The organism is Roseateles sp. P5_E1 (assembly GCF_054049335.1).
Genome location: NZ_JBFUMN010000014.1, coordinates 92,189 through 107,719, shown reverse-complemented (window position 1 = coordinate 107,719; position 15,531 = coordinate 92,189). Strand labels below are relative to the sequence as shown.

At 67.8% G+C, this 15,531-nt stretch carries 12 protein-coding genes and 1 riboswitch; of the genes, 10 read left to right on the top strand and 2 right to left on the bottom strand.

Annotated elements, in window-relative coordinates; translation table 11 throughout:
• Positions 1-473: 473 nt before the first annotated feature.
• Positions 474-1,973, top strand: a complete 1,500-nt coding sequence (locus ACXJKJ_RS14265) for a hypothetical protein (RefSeq protein ID WP_457390581.1) — start codon at positions 474-476, stop codon at positions 1,971-1,973.
• Positions 1,974-3,197: an MFS transporter gene (locus ACXJKJ_RS14260; RefSeq protein ID WP_457390580.1), complete on the top strand. Its 1,224-nt coding sequence runs from the start codon at positions 1,974-1,976 to the stop codon at positions 3,195-3,197.
• On the opposite strand, the gene ACXJKJ_RS14255 is transcribed toward ACXJKJ_RS14260, so the two are convergent.
• The gene (locus ACXJKJ_RS14255; protein ID WP_457390579.1) at positions 3,187-4,188 is read right to left on the bottom strand and encodes an aldo/keto reductase; all 1,002 of its coding nucleotides are present in this window, start codon (positions 4,186-4,188) and stop codon (positions 3,187-3,189) included. The two genes, ACXJKJ_RS14260 and ACXJKJ_RS14255, sit on opposite strands and share 11 nt — an antisense overlap.
• Positions 4,189-4,344: 156 nt before the next feature.
• Between ACXJKJ_RS14255 and ACXJKJ_RS14250 the strand changes: the two genes are divergently transcribed.
• The 8 genes from ACXJKJ_RS14250 (at position 4,345) to ACXJKJ_RS14215 (ending at position 14,426) form a co-directional block, all read left to right on the top strand.
• Entirely contained in the window at positions 4,345-5,244 is a 900-nt protein-coding gene (locus ACXJKJ_RS14250; protein WP_457390578.1) for an AraC family transcriptional regulator N-terminal domain-containing protein, read from the top strand.
• A gap of 10 nt (positions 5,245-5,254) precedes the next feature.
• Positions 5,255-5,336: riboswitch (S-adenosyl-L-homocysteine riboswitch) on the top strand.
• A 76-nt stretch (positions 5,337-5,412) separates the two neighbouring features.
• Positions 5,413-6,825, top strand: a complete 1,413-nt coding sequence (gene ahcY / locus ACXJKJ_RS14245; RefSeq protein ID WP_457390577.1) for an adenosylhomocysteinase — start codon at positions 5,413-5,415, stop codon at positions 6,823-6,825.
• A 6-nt stretch (positions 6,826-6,831) separates the two neighbouring features.
• On the top strand, positions 6,832-7,578 hold the full coding sequence (locus tag ACXJKJ_RS14240) for a TlyA family RNA methyltransferase (RefSeq protein WP_457390576.1): 747 nt from the start codon (positions 6,832-6,834) through the stop codon (positions 7,576-7,578).
• A complete protein-coding gene (metF, locus tag ACXJKJ_RS14235; RefSeq protein ID WP_457352611.1) occupies positions 7,575-8,414 on the top strand; it encodes a methylenetetrahydrofolate reductase [NAD(P)H] in 840 nt (279 codons plus the stop codon). The genes ACXJKJ_RS14240 and metF overlap by 4 nt, the downstream gene beginning before the upstream one ends.
• A gap of 126 nt (positions 8,415-8,540) precedes the next feature.
• Complete coding sequence (locus ACXJKJ_RS14230; RefSeq protein ID WP_457390575.1) at positions 8,541-9,155, top strand: OmpW/AlkL family protein; 615 nt, start codon at positions 8,541-8,543, stop codon at positions 9,153-9,155.
• A gap of 73 nt (positions 9,156-9,228) precedes the next feature.
• A complete protein-coding gene (locus ACXJKJ_RS14225) occupies positions 9,229-11,526 on the top strand; it encodes a TonB-dependent receptor plug domain-containing protein (protein WP_457390574.1) in 2,298 nt (765 codons plus the stop codon).
• Positions 11,527-11,538: 12 nt separating this feature from the next.
• On the top strand, positions 11,539-12,006 hold the full coding sequence (locus tag ACXJKJ_RS14220; RefSeq protein ID WP_457390573.1) for a low molecular weight protein-tyrosine-phosphatase: 468 nt from the start codon (positions 11,539-11,541) through the stop codon (positions 12,004-12,006).
• A gap of 173 nt (positions 12,007-12,179) precedes the next feature.
• Complete coding sequence (locus ACXJKJ_RS14215) at positions 12,180-14,426, top strand: xyloglucanase (RefSeq protein ID WP_457390572.1); 2,247 nt, start codon at positions 12,180-12,182, stop codon at positions 14,424-14,426.
• On the opposite strand, the gene ACXJKJ_RS14210 is transcribed toward ACXJKJ_RS14215, so the two are convergent.
• Complete coding sequence (locus ACXJKJ_RS14210; RefSeq protein ID WP_457390571.1) at positions 14,423-15,472, bottom strand: hypothetical protein; 1,050 nt, start codon at positions 15,470-15,472, stop codon at positions 14,423-14,425. The two genes, ACXJKJ_RS14215 and ACXJKJ_RS14210, sit on opposite strands and share 4 nt — an antisense overlap.
• Positions 15,473-15,531 lie beyond the last annotated feature (59 nt).

The following is a 15,531-nucleotide window of genomic DNA, read 5'->3' as shown; positions in this document are numbered from 1 at the left end:
GTGCACAACATCGAGAAGATCGCCAACAGAGGCGAACGATCATGAGGAATGGGAAAGATGCGCAACGCGAGCAAGGCGCCGAGAGCGCCACGCAGGGCATTCACGAGGTCCAATCCAATCGGGCCGGCGGCTCGATGCATCAAACGATGAAGAATTCCTCAGCATCCACGGTGATCAGCCGCTGCGGGCATCGCAGAAATCGGGTTATTGCCCAGCCTCGTTATGCAGCTTGAAGATTTCACCGAAGGCTAGGAGCCCATACATGTCGGGCTGGAGGGCGCCGCGCTTGTGATTGGCGGCATCGATCCCTGGCTGCATGCGAACGCTTGGCGCAGGGCTTGGCGAGAGCACATCGTTGTACCGCATCCGACTTATCGACAGCAACGCCATCGTGCCCGGATCTACGAGATCGCGGCGCCTGGGTCGATCACACCTAGGATCGCCCGGTCACGATTGCCGCCCGAGTTGCCGCCATGCGCCGTCTTGCCCCACTGCTTCTCGCCCTGACCCTGTGCCCGCTGGCCCATGCCGACGAGGCCGGTGCAGCCCGCGCGCTTGAGCAAGCCCGCAGCAACCCCTGGCTGCTGCGGCAATTCATGGCCGCCTTCCCCAAGGGCGGCGACCTGCACAACCACCTGGACGGCAGCATCTACGCCGAGAACATCATTGGCTGGGCCAGCGCGGACGGCAAATGCGTGGACCCGGCCAGTGGCCAGATCAGTTTCCCGCCCTGCGACACGGCGCGGCCCCTGATGAGGGACTACGCGGCCGACAGCGCCCGCTACAGCCAGCTCGTCGACGCCTACTCGGTGCGCAACTACGAGCGCGGCAGCAAGTCCGGCCACGACCAGACCTTCGTCACCTTCGGCCGCTTCATCCCCGGCACGCTCGGCCGCGAGGGCGACATGCTGCGTGAGGCGACCAACCGCCGCGGCGCGGAGAACACGGTCTACCTGGAGCTGTTGCAGTCCTGGGGCATGGACAAGGCGCGCGCCATCGCGGCGGCCGAGGCCGGTGCCTTCCGCGCCGACCGGCCCGCCAGCGACTGGGCCCATCACCCGGCCCTACAGCGCATCGTCGCCGACACGCGCGCCGAGCTGGACCGCATCGAGAAGCGCTGGCGCGAGCTGGCGCACTGCAACCAGGCCAATGCCGAGCCGGGCTGCGGCGTGGCGCTGCGCTATCTGGCCCAGGTCATCCGCACCTTCCCGCCCGAGCAGGTCAATGCGCAGATCGCGCTGGCCTTCCTGCTTGTGAAGGCCGACCCGCGCTACGTCGGGCTCAATCTCGTCGCGCCCGAGGACGACCCCGGCACGCTACGCCACTACAAGGAGCAGATGAGCGTCATCGGGCGCTTAAGCAAGCTCTACCCCGAGGTGAAGGTCACGCTGCATGCGGGCGAGTTCGGATTCGGCCTCGTACCGCCCGAGGATTTCAAGGACCACATCCGCCAGGCGCTGGACGTCGCCGGCGCGCGCCGCATCGGTCACGGCGAGGCGATCGGCCTGGAGACCGGCGCCTTCGACACGCTGCGCGAGATGGCCAAGCGGGGCGTGATGGTTGAGATCAACCTGACCAGCAATGCCATCGTGCACGACCTCAAGGGCGATCAGCACCCCTTCCTGCTGTACCGCCAGTTCGGCGTGCCCACGGCCTTGTCGGCCGACGATGAAGGCGTGTTCCGCATCGACCTGACGAACGAATACCAGCGCGCCGCGGCCACCTATCCGAAGCTGAGCTACCGTGACTTCAAGCAGCTGTCGCGCAATGCCCTCCACTACGGCTTCGTCGAAGGTCAGGCTTTGCTGGCCGACACCGGCAGCGGCCGCTTCGTTGCAAGCTGCACAGGCGAACGCACCGGAGCTGAGCCCAAGACGGCGCGCTGCCGCGACTTCCTTTCCACCCACACCAAGGCCCGCCTGCAATGGGACCTCGAAGCACGCTTTGCCCGCTTCGAAAGCCAAGTTCACTGAATGCTTCTTGATATCGCGCCGCTGCGCCGCAACACCGCCTTTCGCCGCCTCTTCGCCAGTCAGTTCATCTCGGGCCTGGGCACCATGGTCAGCTATGTGGCCGTGCCCTGGCAGCTCTATGAGCTGACGCACTCCAACGCCCAGGTCGGCCTGCTCGGCCTGGTGCAGCTGATTCCCGTCGTCGTCTGCGGCCTACTGGGCGGCGCGGTGGCGGACCGGGTCGACCGCAAGCGTCTGCTGATCGGCTCGGAGGCCTTGATGGCGTTGTGCCTGGCCGGCCTGCTGATGAATGCGCTGAGCGCCACGCCGAGCGTGCTGGCCATCTACGCGCTGGTGGCGGTGCTACAGGGCGCCAGCGGCTTTCACCGCCCGGCGCTGGAGGCGCTGACGCAGAAGCTCGCGCGGCCCGAGGAGTTCGCGGCGGTCGCAGCCTTGTCCTCCGTGCGCGGCACGGTGGGCATGGTGGCTGGGCCGGCTCTCGCGGGCATCCTGCTGGCGAAATGGGGCGCGGTCGGTGCCTACATCTTCGACCTCGCGACCTTCATCGCGGCGCTGTTCTTCATCGCCCGCATACCGCGCGAAACCATCGGCACGGTCGACGCACCAGGCGAACGGCCGCATCTGCTGGCCGATCTTGCCGAAGGCCTGCGCTTCGCGTGGGCGCGGCCCGAGCTGATGGGCACCTACATCGTCGACATCGTCGCGATGGCCTTTGCCTTCCCGGTGGCGCTGTTCCCGGCGATGGCGGCGGCGGACGGGCGCACCGAATCGGTGGGTTGGCTGCTGTCGGCGATGTCGGTCGGCGCGCTGGTCATCGGCCTGTTCAGCGGCTGGACGGGCAAGGTCAGCCACCACGGCCGCGCGGTCGTCATCGCGGCGGCGGTGTGGGCTCTGGGCATCGTGGCGCTGGGCTTTGCACCCAGCCTGATGCTGGGCCTGGCCTGCCTGGCGGTGGCGGGTGCCGCCGACATGGTCAGCGGCGTGTTCCGCGGCACCATCTGGAACGAGACCATCCCGAACACGCTGCGCGGGCGGCTCGCGGGCATTGAGATGATCAGCTACCTGACCGGCCCGCTGGTCGGCAACGCGCGGGCAGGCTTCATGGCCGACGCCTGGGGCGTGGCGCCGGCGATCTGGATCGGCGGCGTGATCTGCCTGGCCGGTGTCATCGCCACCGGCTTCCTGTTGCCGCGCTTCTGGGCCTATCGCAGCATCACACGTTGACTGCGCTCATCTGCGCCGCCGGGTAGCGCGTGCCGGCCACCATGTGCGCGGCCAGCAGCGCCTCGATGCGCTCGCGCCGGCCGGCATCGAAGTGGATGTGGGACGCCAGCGCGTTCTCATCGAGCCGCTTGATGCTGCGCGTGCCGGGAATGGGCACGATGTCCTCGCCCTGGTGCAGCAGCCAGGCCAGCGCGAGCTGGGCCGGCATGTAGCTCCACTCCTCGGCCAACGCCGACAGCGCATCCGCCAGCGCGAGGTTGTGGTCCAGGTTGCCGCCCTGGAAGCGCGGATGGATGCGGCGGCGATCGTCGGGTGCCAGTTGCTCGGCCGAACGGATGGCGCCGGTCAGGAAGCCGCGGCCCAGCGGGCTGTAGGGCACCAGCGTGATGCCCAACTCACGGCAGGTGGGCAGGATCTCGGCTTCGACGTCGCGGCTCCACAGCGAGTATTCGGTCTGCACAGCGGCTATTCGGTGCACCGCATGCGCGCGGCGGATGGTCGCGGCCGAGGCCTCCGAAAGGCCCAGGTGCCCGACCTTGCCGGCCTTGACCAGCCCGGCCATCGCGCCGACGGTTTCTTCGATGGGCACGTTCTTGTCGACGCGGTGCTGGTAGTAGAGGTCGATGTGGTCCACACCCAGGCGCTTGAGACTCGCATCGCAGGCCTCGCGCACATAGGCCGGGCTGCCGTCGATGCGCACCGCCGCGCCATCCGGCGCACGCACATGGCCGAACTTTGTCGCGACGATCACCTCGTCGCGACGCGTGGCCAGCAACTGCGACAGCAGGCGCTCGTTGGCGCCGGTGCCATACATATCGGCCGTGTCGAGGAAGTTGATGCCGATGTCCAGCGCGTGGTGCAGCACGGCCAGCGACTGGGCATCATCGGCCGGGCCGTAGAACTCAGACATGCCCATGCAGCCCAGGCCCAGGGCAGAAACCACGGGGCCGTGAGCGCCGAGGCGGCGGCGGGGAAGGGTCGAATGCGTCATGGTGGAACTCCTTGAAGGGATCATCAATGGGATGGGGACAGCTTAGGAAACTCAACCCTGCGCGCCCAGCACAAAGCTGGCGCATGTTTGCCCGATCCTCCAGCGCTTGAACCCGCATTGCGCCGCCCATCGGCAAGTGTTTGCACAATCACCCGCATGCCAAACGACGATGACCTGCAAGCTCTGCGCGAGCGCACGATCGCGCAGGCCCTGGCCCGCGCGCCCGCAGATGGCCTGCACACGACCGCCCTGCCCTGGCTGCGGCTGATCCGCGCCAGCGCGCCGGCCCAGCCTGTGCCGGCGGTTTACGAGCCCGGCCTGGTGCTGGTGCTGCAGGGCCGCAAGCGCGCGCAGCTCGGCGAGCGCGTGGTGCATTACGACGCCATGCAGTGCCTCGTCGTACCCATGACCATGCTGCCGCGCGGCCAAGTGCTGGAGGCCAGCCCGGCCAAGCCCTATGTCTGTATGCGCCTGAGCTGCGAGACGCAGGCGCTGACCGAGCTGCTGCTGGACGGCGATGCACCGCCTGAAGGCAACGACGCCGGCCTGCATGTCGCGCCCGTCACCGCGCCGCTGCTGGACGCTGCCCTGCGTCTGCTGCAGCTGCTGGACAGCCCGCAGGATCTGAAGACGCTGGCACCGTTGGTGCAGCGCGAGATCCTCTACCGCGTGCTGACCGGCCCGCTGGGCCCGCGGCTGCGTTCGCTGGCGCATACCGACGGCGTCACCCGCCGCGTGGGCCGCGTCATCGAGCAGCTGTCGCGCCGCTATGCCGAACCTCTGTCCATCGACGAACTGGCCGCCCTCGCCCACATGAGCCCATCGACGCTGCACCTGCGCTTCAAGCAGCTGACCGCCCTGTCACCGCTCCAGTTTCAGAAAAACCTGCGCCTGCAGCAGGCACGCCGGCTGATGCTGGGCGATGGCCTGGATGCCGCCAGTGCCGCGCACCGGGTTGGTTACGAGAGCCCTTCGCAGTTCAGCCGTGAATATCGTCGCCTTTTTGGCGCGCCGCCACGCGAGGACATCTCGCTGCTGCGCAGCGCTGCCGGCTAGAATGCCGCCTCCTTCCGAGGAGCGTTGCAACCTCAGCACCTATTGAGGCCAGGCTCGGAAGTTCTGACCCCCTGCAACTGCGCTCACCCGCTGGCAATCCGTGCCTGGGTGAGGTTTGATCCCCCCGTACGACCCGCCAGCGGCTTCATTCGCTTGAAGGAGCCCTGCATGAGCACCACGAATCACATCGTCAAGGACCTGTCGCTGGCCGACTGGGGCCGCAAGGAAATCAAGATCGCCGAGCATGAGATGCCGGCGTTGATGGCCATTCGCAAGGAATACGCCGCCACACAGCCGCTCAAGGGCGCGCGCGTCACCGGTTCGCTGCACATGACCATCCAGACGGCCGTGCTGGTCGAGACGCTGCAAGCCCTGGGCGCCGAAGTGCGCTGGGCCTCGTGCAACATCTTCTCGACGCAGGACCACGCCGCCGCCGCGCTGGCCGCCGTCGGCACGCCCGTGTTCGCCTACAAGGGCGAGACGCTGGAAGACTACTGGGACTACACCCACCGCATCTTCGAATTTGCCGGCAAGGGTGAAGCGGGCGAAGGCCCCAACATGATCCTGGACGACGGCGGCGACGCGACGCTGCTGATGCACCTGGGCCAGAAGGCCGAGAAGGATCTGTCCGTGCTGGCCAACCCCGGCAGCGAGGAAGAGCGCATCCTATTCGCGGCCATCAAGAAGAAGGTCGCCGAAGACGGCAGCTGGTACACCCGCAAGAGCGCTGAGATCATCGGCGTGACCGAAGAGACGACCACGGGCGTGCACCGCCTGAAGGAAATGTCGGCCAAGGGCACGCTGCTGTTCCGCGCCATCAACGTCAACGACTCGGTCACCAAGAGCAAGTTCGACAACCTCTACGGCTGCCGTGAATCGCTGGTGGACGGCATCAAGCGCGCTACCGACGTGATGGTCGCCGGCAAGATCGCCGTCGTGGCCGGCTATGGCGACGTGGGCAAGGGCTCGGCCCAGGCGCTGCGTGCGCTGTCGGCGCAAGTGTGGGTCACCGAGATCGACCCSATCWRCGCMCTGCAGGCCGCGATGGAAGGCTATCGCGTCGTGACGATGGAGTACGCCCAAAGCAAGGCCGACATCTTCGTGACGACGACCGGCAACAAGAACGTCATCCGCCACGAGCACATGCTGGCGATGAAGAACAACGCCATCGTCTGCAACATCGGCCACTTCGACAACGAGATCGAGGTCGCGGCGCTGGAGCAGTACGAGTGGGAAGAGATCAAGCCCCAGGTCGACCATGTGATCTTCCCGGACGGCAAGCGGATCATTCTCTTGGCCAAGGGCCGCCTGGTGAACCTGGGCTGCGGCACGGGTCACCCGAGCTATGTGATGAGCAGCTCGTTCGCGAACCAGACCATCGCCCAGATCGAGCTCTACGCGCACAAGGACAACTACGCCATCGGCCAGGTCTATGTGCTGCCCAAGCACCTGGACGAGAAGGTCGCGCGCCTGCAGCTGACCACGCTGAATGCGCAGCTGACCGAGCTGACGGAAGAGCAGGCCGCCTACATCGGCGTCAACAAGGCCGGCCCGTACAAGCCCGACACTTATCGGTACTGATCGTCGATGCGCGCTGACCAGCTCCTCGTCGCCCAAGGCCTGGCACCGACCCGCTCGGTGGCCCAGCGCTTGATCTCGAACGCCGCCGCCGAATGGGCCTCGCCCACCGGCTGGGCGATGTTGAAGAAGGCCGGCGAGGACCTGCCCGAGACGGCGCAGCTGCGCGTCACCGACGACGCGGAGCTGCGCTATGTATCGCGCGGCGGGCTCAAGCTGGAAGGGGCGCTCACCCGCGTCGGCTTCGACGTCACGACGCACATTGTGCTGGACGTCGGCCAGAGCACGGGCGGCTTCACAGACTGCCTGCTGGCTCACGGCGCCCGCCATGTCGTTGGCGTGGACGTGGGCCATGGCCAGCTGCATGCCAAGCTGCTGGCCGACCCGCGCGTCACGGCGCTGGAAGGCGTGCATGTGCGCGAGCTGGACGTGTTGCGCCAGCACGCGCCGACGGGCGGCTTCACGCTGATCGTCGGCGACCTGAGTTTCATTTCCATGGTGGGCAGCCTCCCGGAGTTGCTGCCTTGGCTGGAGGTGCACGGCCATCTGCTCGTGCTCATCAAGCCGCAGTTCGAACTGGGGCCACAAGCCCTGGGCAAGGGCGGTCTCGTCAAGGACGAGGCCGACTACCCGCGACTGGAAGCCCGCGTGCGCCTGGCCTGCACGGCCCTCGGCCTCAAGGTGCTGGACTACTTCGACAGCCCCATCACCGGCGGTGATGGCAACCGCGAATTCTTCTTGTGGGCCTCCCGATGAGCACCCTTGTCAGTTTCGAATTTTTCCCCCCGAACACGCCGGTCGGCGTCGAAAAGCTCAAGACCGTCGTGCAGGAGCTGGGCGCGATGTCGCCCCAGTACTTCAGCGTCACCTACGGCGCCGGCGGCTCCACGCGCGACAAGACCCTGGGCGCCGTGATGGACATCGCCGCGGCCGGCTTCAATGCCGCACCGCATCTCTCCTGCGTGGGCTCCACGCGCGAGAACATCGCCGAGATCCTGGCCACCTACCGTGCCCAGGACATCCACCGCGTCGTCGCGCTGCGCGGCGACCTGCCCAGCGGCACGGCCACGGCGGGCGAGTTCCGCTACGCCTCCGAACTGGTCAGCTTCATCCGCGAGACCCAGGGCAAGGATTGGCATATCGAGGTCGCGGCCTACCCCGAGGTGCACCCGCAGCAGCGCTATGCGGCGCGCGACCTGCAGCACTTCGTCGACAAGATGAAGGCCGGCGCCGATGGCGCGATCACGCAGTTCTTCTTCAACGCCGACGCCTACTTCCACTTCGTCGACGAGGCGCGCCGCCTGGGCGTCACCCAGCCCATCGTGCCGGGCATCATGCCCTTCCACAACTACGGCCGCATCGCCCAGTTCGCGCAGCGTGACGGCATCGACATCCCGCGCTGGGTGCAGATGAAGATGGAAGGCTTCATGGACGACGCCGCCAGCATCCGTGCCTTCGGCCTGGACGTCATCACGCGGCTGTGCGAACGCCTCATCGACGGCGGCGCGCCGGGCATCCACTTCTACACGCTCAACCAGAGCGCGCTGACGCTGGAGTTGTGCAAACGCCTCGGCCTTGGCAACAAGGTTTGATCCAGCTCAAAACCCCACATCGAGTGTGGCGCTGCGAGGCGCCACCTTGTGTTGCCTCAAACCGCCGTGAGCCGCCGGCGCGTGCAATGCCTCCATCGGGACACGTCCCATTCACTGGAGCCATTGATGAAGTTCTCTTCCGCCCTGCGCCTGGCCGCCGTTGCCGCCRCCGCCCTTGCCCTGCAGCCCGCCTTTGCCGATGAAGGCCCGCTGCTGGTACGCGTGCGGGCGCTGCACCTGGATTCCGCCAACAAGGACAGCACGGGCCTGGGCCTGTCGATCAACAACAAGACCTTCCCAGAAGTTGATTTCAGCTACTTCATCGCGCCCAACATCGCAGCCGAGCTGATCCTGACCTATCCGCAGAAGCAGACGATCTACTCCAACGGCAGCGAGATCGGCTCGCTCAAGCACCTGCCGCCGACGCTGACGCTGCAGTACCACTTCAACCCGACCGGCACCGTGCGTCCCTACGTCGGCGCAGGCGTGAACTACACGAACTTCTCCAGCGTCGAGTTCGCGCCTGCCGTGCAGACCGCTCTTCATCCCAGCATCAAGCACAACAGCTGGGGCGCTGCCTGGCAGATCGGCGCAGACGTCGAGATCAGCAAGGGCACCTATCTGAACTTCGACGTGAAGAAGGTCGACCTGCAGACGACGGTCTATGCCAACGGCGCGTCGGCCGGCAAGTTCAAGGTCAACCCGACACTTGCCAGCGTCGGCCTGGGTTGGCGGTTCTGACGGCCGCTTGCGCTCATGTAAATGAGCGCTTTACGTAAGCAAAGGTCACTTCGCTCCGCAAGAATGCGCGGCCATGAGCCGCCTTCTTGTTGCGCTGGCAATGCTGTGTGCCAACGCCCTGTGCGCGGCCCAGACAACGCCCCAAAAAACGCCCCCGCCCCCGCCCGCCGCGCCGGCCTCCGCCGCCAGCGGCGCCGCCAACCGCCTGGACCGCGTCGAGGTCAACGGCGGGCCGACGGCCAACAGCCGCCGCCGCAACAGCACGGCCAGCAAGATCGTCATCGAGCGCGAAGACCTGGATCGCTACGGCGACACGGTGCTGGGCGACGTGCTGCGCCGCCTGCCCGGCGTCACCATCGGCGGCCGGCCCGGGCGTGGCGGCGACATCCGCATGCGCGGCCTGGGCAGCGGCTTCACGCAGATCCTCGTCGACGGCGAACGCGCGCCGGCCGGCTTCGCGGTGGAGGACCTGCCGCCGGACCAGGTCGAGCGCATCGAGATCTACCGCGCGCCCACCGCCGAGACTGGAGCGCGCGCCATTGCCGGCACCATCAACATCATCCTGCGCGAGCCGCTGCTCAAGGCCACGAACGAGCTGCGCCTGAGCCTCGGCCAGGACCGCGGCGAGCCGCAGGCCGACGCCAGCTGGACGCGCAACCTGAAGTGGGGCGGGCCGAATGGCGACGAGTTCGTCGGCGCGGTGTCGACCAACGCCGGCCTGCACCGTCGCTTCAACAACATCGACTCGCACAACCGCGTCGTCGACACCGACACCGGCCAGGTGCTCAACGAGACCGTGCAGCAAGGCACGAGCGTGGGCAACAGCGCCAACCTCAACGGCAATGCGCGCCTGCGCTGGAAATACAGCGACACGCTGAGCTTCAACCTCGCGCCCTTCTTCGCGCTGTCGCAGAGCGAAGGTTCAAGCCAGAACAACGCCGTCGGCTTCACGCGCTTTCGCGACGTGCAAGGCGAAAACGACAGCCGCGTGCACAACCTGAGACTCAACCTGTCGGCCAACTATCGGCCCGCCGTCGGTGAGAGCTGGGACCTGCGCGTGGGCCGTGGCGGCTTCAAGTCCACCAGCAACAGCCAGCGCCGCGAGACGCTGAAGGACATTGGCATCGACCTGGAGCGCATCCAGGACGACCACAACGTCACCGACGAAGACCAGACCAGCCTGGGCGCCAAGTGGAGCCTCAAGACCGCCAAGGAGCACCAGTGGGTGACCGGCGCCGAGAGCGAGCAGAGCCACCGGGTGCAGGTGCGCCGCACGCTGATCGACGGGGTGGAGTCGCCCGCGCTGCAGAAGTTCGGCGACACGCTGGGCTCGCGCAACCAGCGTTTTGCCGCCTACACGCAGGACGAGTGGAGCCCGAGCAAGATCTGGTCGGTCTATGCCGGCATCCGCTACGAACGCATCGAGACCCGCGCCGATGCCAGCGGCTTGCTGCCCGACACGCGCAACGTCTCGCAGGTCACGTCACCGCTCTTTCACCTGCTGTGGAAGCCCGAGGCCTTCCCCAAGGACCAGGTGCGGCTGAGCCTGACGCGCAGCTACCGCTCGCCCAACCTCAACGACCTGATCGCCCGGCCGACCATCAACACCACCTACCCCACCGGCCCCAACCTGCCCACCTACGCCGACCGTGCCGGCAACCCCGACCTCAAACCCGAGCTGGCCACCGGCGTGGACCTGAGCCTGGAGCACTGGCTGCCCACCGGCGGCATCGTGTCGGGCAGCGCTTTCGTGCGCGACATCAAGAGCCTGATCCGCAGCAACCTGCAGCTGGAGACGGTGCCCTGGGACGAGTCGCAGCGCTGGGTCAGCCGGCCGCGCAACATGGAAGGCGCGCGCACCATGGGCTTCGAGTTCGAGGTCAAGGCGCGCCTGGACGAACTGTGGGAGGAAGCGCCGCCCGAATGGCAGTTGCTGCTGCTGCGCTTCAACATCGCCGTCTTCGACAGCAAGGTCAAGGGCATCCCGGGCTCCAATGCCCGCCTGGACCAGCAGCCGCGCGGCAGCCTGAACTTCGGCCTCGACCACCGCTGGAAGGCCCTGGGCCAGAACTTCGGCAGCGGCTTCAACTTCAACTACGTGCCGGCCAGCAGCGTGCAGCAGACCCTCAACCTGAAGCGTGAGGAGACCGCCCGCCGCCAGTTCGATGCCTACCTGTCCTGGGCCAGCGGCTCGGTGCGCGACGGCATCAACTGGCGCCTGTCCCTGGCCAACCTGCTGCCGCGCGATGCACAGGTCACGTCGGAGGCCGTCTACATCGACACCATCACCAGCCACAACATCGTCACCGACAGCTGGTCACGCAACCGCACCTTCCGGGTGATCTCGCTGCGGGCAGACATGCGGTTCTAGACAATGCGGCGCATGAGCACACGCCGCATCCTGTTCTTCTGCATGGGCAACATCTGTCGCAGCCCGACGGCCGAGGGCGTCATGCGCGCGAAGCTGGCGGCCGCCGGCCTCGATGTGGAGGTGGACTCTGCCGGCACGCATGGCTATCACGTCGGTGCGCCGCCCGACGAGCGCAGCCAGGAGCACGCGCTGAAGCGTGGCTATGACCTGAGTCGCTTGCGCGCCCGCAAGCTGGTGGCGGAGGACTTCGCCCGCTTCGACCTTGTGCTGGCGATGGATGCCGACAACCTCACCCATGCGGAACGGCTGTGCCCGCCCAGCCAGCGGCCTCGACTGAAGCTGCTGATGGACTACGCGCCTCACGCAGGCAACCCGCAAGTGCCTGACCCCTACTACGGCGGCGCTGCCGGCTTCGATGAGGTGCTGGACTTGGTCGAAGCAGCTTGTGATGGATTGGTTGAGAGCCTTCGCAAGCGATGATCGTTTCGCCTCGCGTCCATGCAGTCCGGGCTGGATCGACGTTCCGCTCTTGAGAGCGTGCCGCGCCACATCCAATCAGCAGCGGTGACATCGAGTTTCTTGGGGTAAACCGTATTTGTTCGTCGAGCGAACAAATTACGATGTCGAGCGCTGTCATAAGAAGTGCTGGAGACATGAACCCCATCAAGCCCCTGCTGGGCGCCCTGCTGCTCGCCGCCGCAACTGCCCAGGCCGCGCCACCTGCCGACGTGTCCTACAACTGGCGCCCGGTCGCCATCGGTGGCGGCGGCTTTGTGGATGGCATCGTCTTCCAGCCCGCCGTGCCGGGCCTGGCCTATGCCCGCACCGACATGGGCGGCGCCTACCGCCGCGACACGGCCACCGGCCCCTGGCAGCCGCTGCTGGACTGGTTGCCGCTGGCCGACGTGAACCTGATGGGCGTGGAGAGCCTGGCCGTCGACCCCAACGACTCCGACGCCCTGTATCTGGCTTGCGGCACCTACACCAACCCCGCCGTTCCCAATGGCGCCGTGCTGCGCTCACACGATCGCGGCCGCACCTTCCAGCGCACCGACTTGCCCTTCAAGCTCGGCGGCAATGAGGGCGGCCGCGGCAATGGCGAGCGGCTGGCCGTGGACCCCAATGACGGCCGCGTGCTCTACCTCGCCAGCCGCTTTGCCGGCCTGTGGCGCAGCGCGGATGCAGCCAAGAGCTTCCAGCGCGTGGACGCTTTCCCCGACTCGGCCTGGCGCCGCGACGCGGCCGACGGCCCGCCACCCAGCTGGGGCGGCAGCGACGGCAAGGCGACGATCAACTTCGTGCTCTTCGACCCGAGCAGTGGCACACGCGGCCAGCCCAGCCGAACGATCTACGCGGGCGTGTCGGTCATCGGCCGGCCCAGCCTTTGGGTGAGTCGCGATGCCGGCACGAGCTGGCTGCCTATCCCCGGTGCCCCGACGCAGTACCGCCCGATGCGCGCCGCGCTCGCGAGTGACGGCAAGCTCTACATCGCCTATGCCAGCGACCCCGGCCCGCACCGTATGAAAGACGGCGCGGTCTGGCGCTATGACATCCCCAAGCAGGCTTGGGCCGACATCACGCCCGAGCGCCCCAGCGCCGCCCTCCCCTTCGGTTATGCCACCGTCGCCGTCGATGCCGCGAACCCGCAGCGCCTGCTCGCCAGCACGGTCGGCCGAGGCGCGGGCGACCAGCTCTTTCGCAGCACCGATGGCGGCGCGACGTGGAAGCCGCCGTTCCTCGCTGCGAAGTTCGACGCCGCCGCCGCGCCTTACGTTGCCGACACGCCGGTGCACTGGATGTACGACGTCAAGATCAACCCCGCCAACCCCGACCATGCCCTCTTCACCACCGGCTATGGCGGCTGGGAAACGCTGGACCTGACCCAGGCCGACAACGCCAAGCCCACGCATTGGCAGGTCATGAGCACCGGCATCGAGGAGACCGTGGCCCTGGCGCTGCACAGCCCGACCCAGGGCGTCCCGCTCGTCACGGCCATCGGTGACTACTCGGGCTTCGTCCATGCCGACCTCGACGTGCCCGCACCCGGCAACCCCAAGCCGCCCTTCTTCGGCAACACGCACGACGTGACCGGCGCCGAGCTGGCGCCCGAGGTCATCGTGCGCATCGGCCATGCACGCATCGGCAAAAACCTGGGCTACTCGCTGGACGGCGGCAAGACCTGGCGTGAGCCGGCCGCCGTGCCCGACCCCAAGTCCGGCGACGGCTTCATCGCCGTGTCTGCGGATGGCAAGGCCTGGGTCTGGACACCGAAGGGTGGGCAGCCCCATGTCAGCCACGACCGCGGCGACACGTGGACCGCGGCGCAGGGCCTGCCCGCCGGCACCCGTGTCGTTGCCGACCGCGTGAACCCGCGCCGCTTCCACGCAATGGCGCTGTTCGACGACAAGCTGTACACGAGTGACGACGGCGGCAAGACCTTCAGCGCCCGGCCGCTGGCCCTGCCCGACGGTGCCGTCGAACGCCCCGCGCCGCGCAACCACGACGGCGGCGGCCGCGGCGACCACCGCGGCGGCCAGGACAGGCTCTACGCCACGCCCGGCCGCGAGGGCGACCTGTGGCTCGCGGCCTACCACGGCCTGTACCGCGCCGGTGATGGCCAAGGCTTCAAGCGGCAGCCCGCCGTCACGCAGATCCACGCCTTCGGCTTTGGCCGCGCGTCGCCAGGCTCAGCCGAGCCGGCCCTCTACCTCGTCGGTGTCGTCTCCGGCCAATACGGCATCTTCTGGTCGGCCGACAGTGCAGCGAGCTGGCGGCGCATCAACGACGACGCGCACCAGTGGGGCCTGATCCTGCAGATCAGCGGCGACCCCAAGGTGTTTGGCCGCGTCTACGTCGGCACGCATGGGCGGGGCGTGCAATACGGCGACCCGGCGCGCTAAGGCTTGGGCTTGGGCAACTCCAGCCGCCGCAACGACGACTTCAGCAGCCGGTCGTCTGCGCCGAACAGGCTGACCAGTTCCAGTTGCAGCGGCCCGGCCGGCGTCTTGATCTCATGCAGATGGCGCTGCAGCCGCCGGCCGGATTCAAAGCGCGTGTCGTCGCTCGCCTTGCCCAGCCGCTGCGCCACCTCGGCGGGCGTCGTGCCAGCCGTGAGGGCCAGGGCAGCCTGGGCCCAGTCGTCCTTGATCGCTTGAACGCCCGCATCCGGCGGCGCGGGCGGATCGTCCATGGCCTCGAAGACGACGCGCGTATCGTCCGGCCAGCTCGCATCACCCATCGGCAGGCGGAACATGCGCTCACGCAGCGAGTAGCCCCAGTCGTAGTCGGGCCCGCCGTCGTCGCGCAGGCCGTGCAGCAGGCGTGCGCTGAGGGTCAGGCGACGCTCGCCGTGCACCAGCGTCACGGCAAAGATGGGCCGGTCGGCGAAGTTGCTGGGGCTCCAGTCACGGTCCGCGCAATCGGCGGTGTCCAGCTGCAGCAGCCCAAACAGGAACGTCGCGCCGCGTGCCACGCCGCTGCCGAAGGCGACGCGGCATTGCAGCCGCAGGTCGCCCAGGCGCCGCTCGCTCTCGGGCACGCCGGGCGTGCGGATGTCGGGCCGCCAGGTCACGCGACCATCGGCCAGACGGCTGCGCACCTCGGTGCGCTCATCGAGCGCGTGCCACGTCGGGTCGACGACGAAACGGTCCTCGGCATCCAGCACCACCGGCTGGCGGCCACCGCGCGTCATCAGGCCCAGTTCGAGCGCTTGCGTCGTCTCGGCCTGAGTGCGCGCATAGACCTTGAACTTCAGCGCCGCGGCCGGCGCGAGGGCATGGTGTTTGTCGAACAACGACTCGGCCTTGAAGAGCTGGCCCAGCGTCTTCCTCTCGCGCGCCGTGGCAGCTTCGCCCTGCACCTCGACGCGGCCGAGCTGGGCGTCGGGCGGTGGCGCGCTGGCGGGCAGCGCGAGCGCGCCGGCCAGCAAGGCCACCACCAGGTCCATGTCAGCTTGCGGGCCGGGCGCCGGGCCGCTCCCTAGCCGGCCCGCCCAGGGCGATGTGC

What these genes read in the sequence shown, in the direction of transcription:
- ACXJKJ_RS14265 (WP_457390581.1), top strand. Translation starts at nt 474, where the DNA reads ATGCGCCGTCTTGCCCCACTGCTTCTCGCCCTGACCCTGTGCCCGCTG.
- ACXJKJ_RS14260 (WP_457390580.1), top strand. Translation starts at nt 1,974, where the DNA reads ATGCTTCTTGATATCGCGCCGCTGCGCCGCAACACCGCCTTTCGCCGC.
- ACXJKJ_RS14255 (WP_457390579.1), bottom strand. Translation starts at nt 4,188, where the DNA reads ATGACGCATTCGACCCTTCCCCGCCGCCGCCTCGGCGCTCACGGCCCC.
- ACXJKJ_RS14250 (WP_457390578.1), top strand. Translation starts at nt 4,345, where the DNA reads ATGCCAAACGACGATGACCTGCAAGCTCTGCGCGAGCGCACGATCGCG.
- ACXJKJ_RS14240 (WP_457390576.1), top strand. Translation starts at nt 6,832, where the DNA reads ATGCGCGCTGACCAGCTCCTCGTCGCCCAAGGCCTGGCACCGACCCGC.
- metF (WP_457352611.1), top strand. Translation starts at nt 7,575, where the DNA reads ATGAGCACCCTTGTCAGTTTCGAATTTTTCCCCCCGAACACGCCGGTC.
- ACXJKJ_RS14225 (WP_457390574.1), top strand. Translation starts at nt 9,229, where the DNA reads ATGAGCCGCCTTCTTGTTGCGCTGGCAATGCTGTGTGCCAACGCCCTG.
- ACXJKJ_RS14220 (WP_457390573.1), top strand. Translation starts at nt 11,539, where the DNA reads ATGAGCACACGCCGCATCCTGTTCTTCTGCATGGGCAACATCTGTCGC.
- ACXJKJ_RS14215 (WP_457390572.1), top strand. Translation starts at nt 12,180, where the DNA reads ATGAACCCCATCAAGCCCCTGCTGGGCGCCCTGCTGCTCGCCGCCGCA.
- ACXJKJ_RS14210 (WP_457390571.1), bottom strand. Translation starts at nt 15,472, where the DNA reads ATGGACCTGGTGGTGGCCTTGCTGGCCGGCGCGCTCGCGCTGCCCGCC.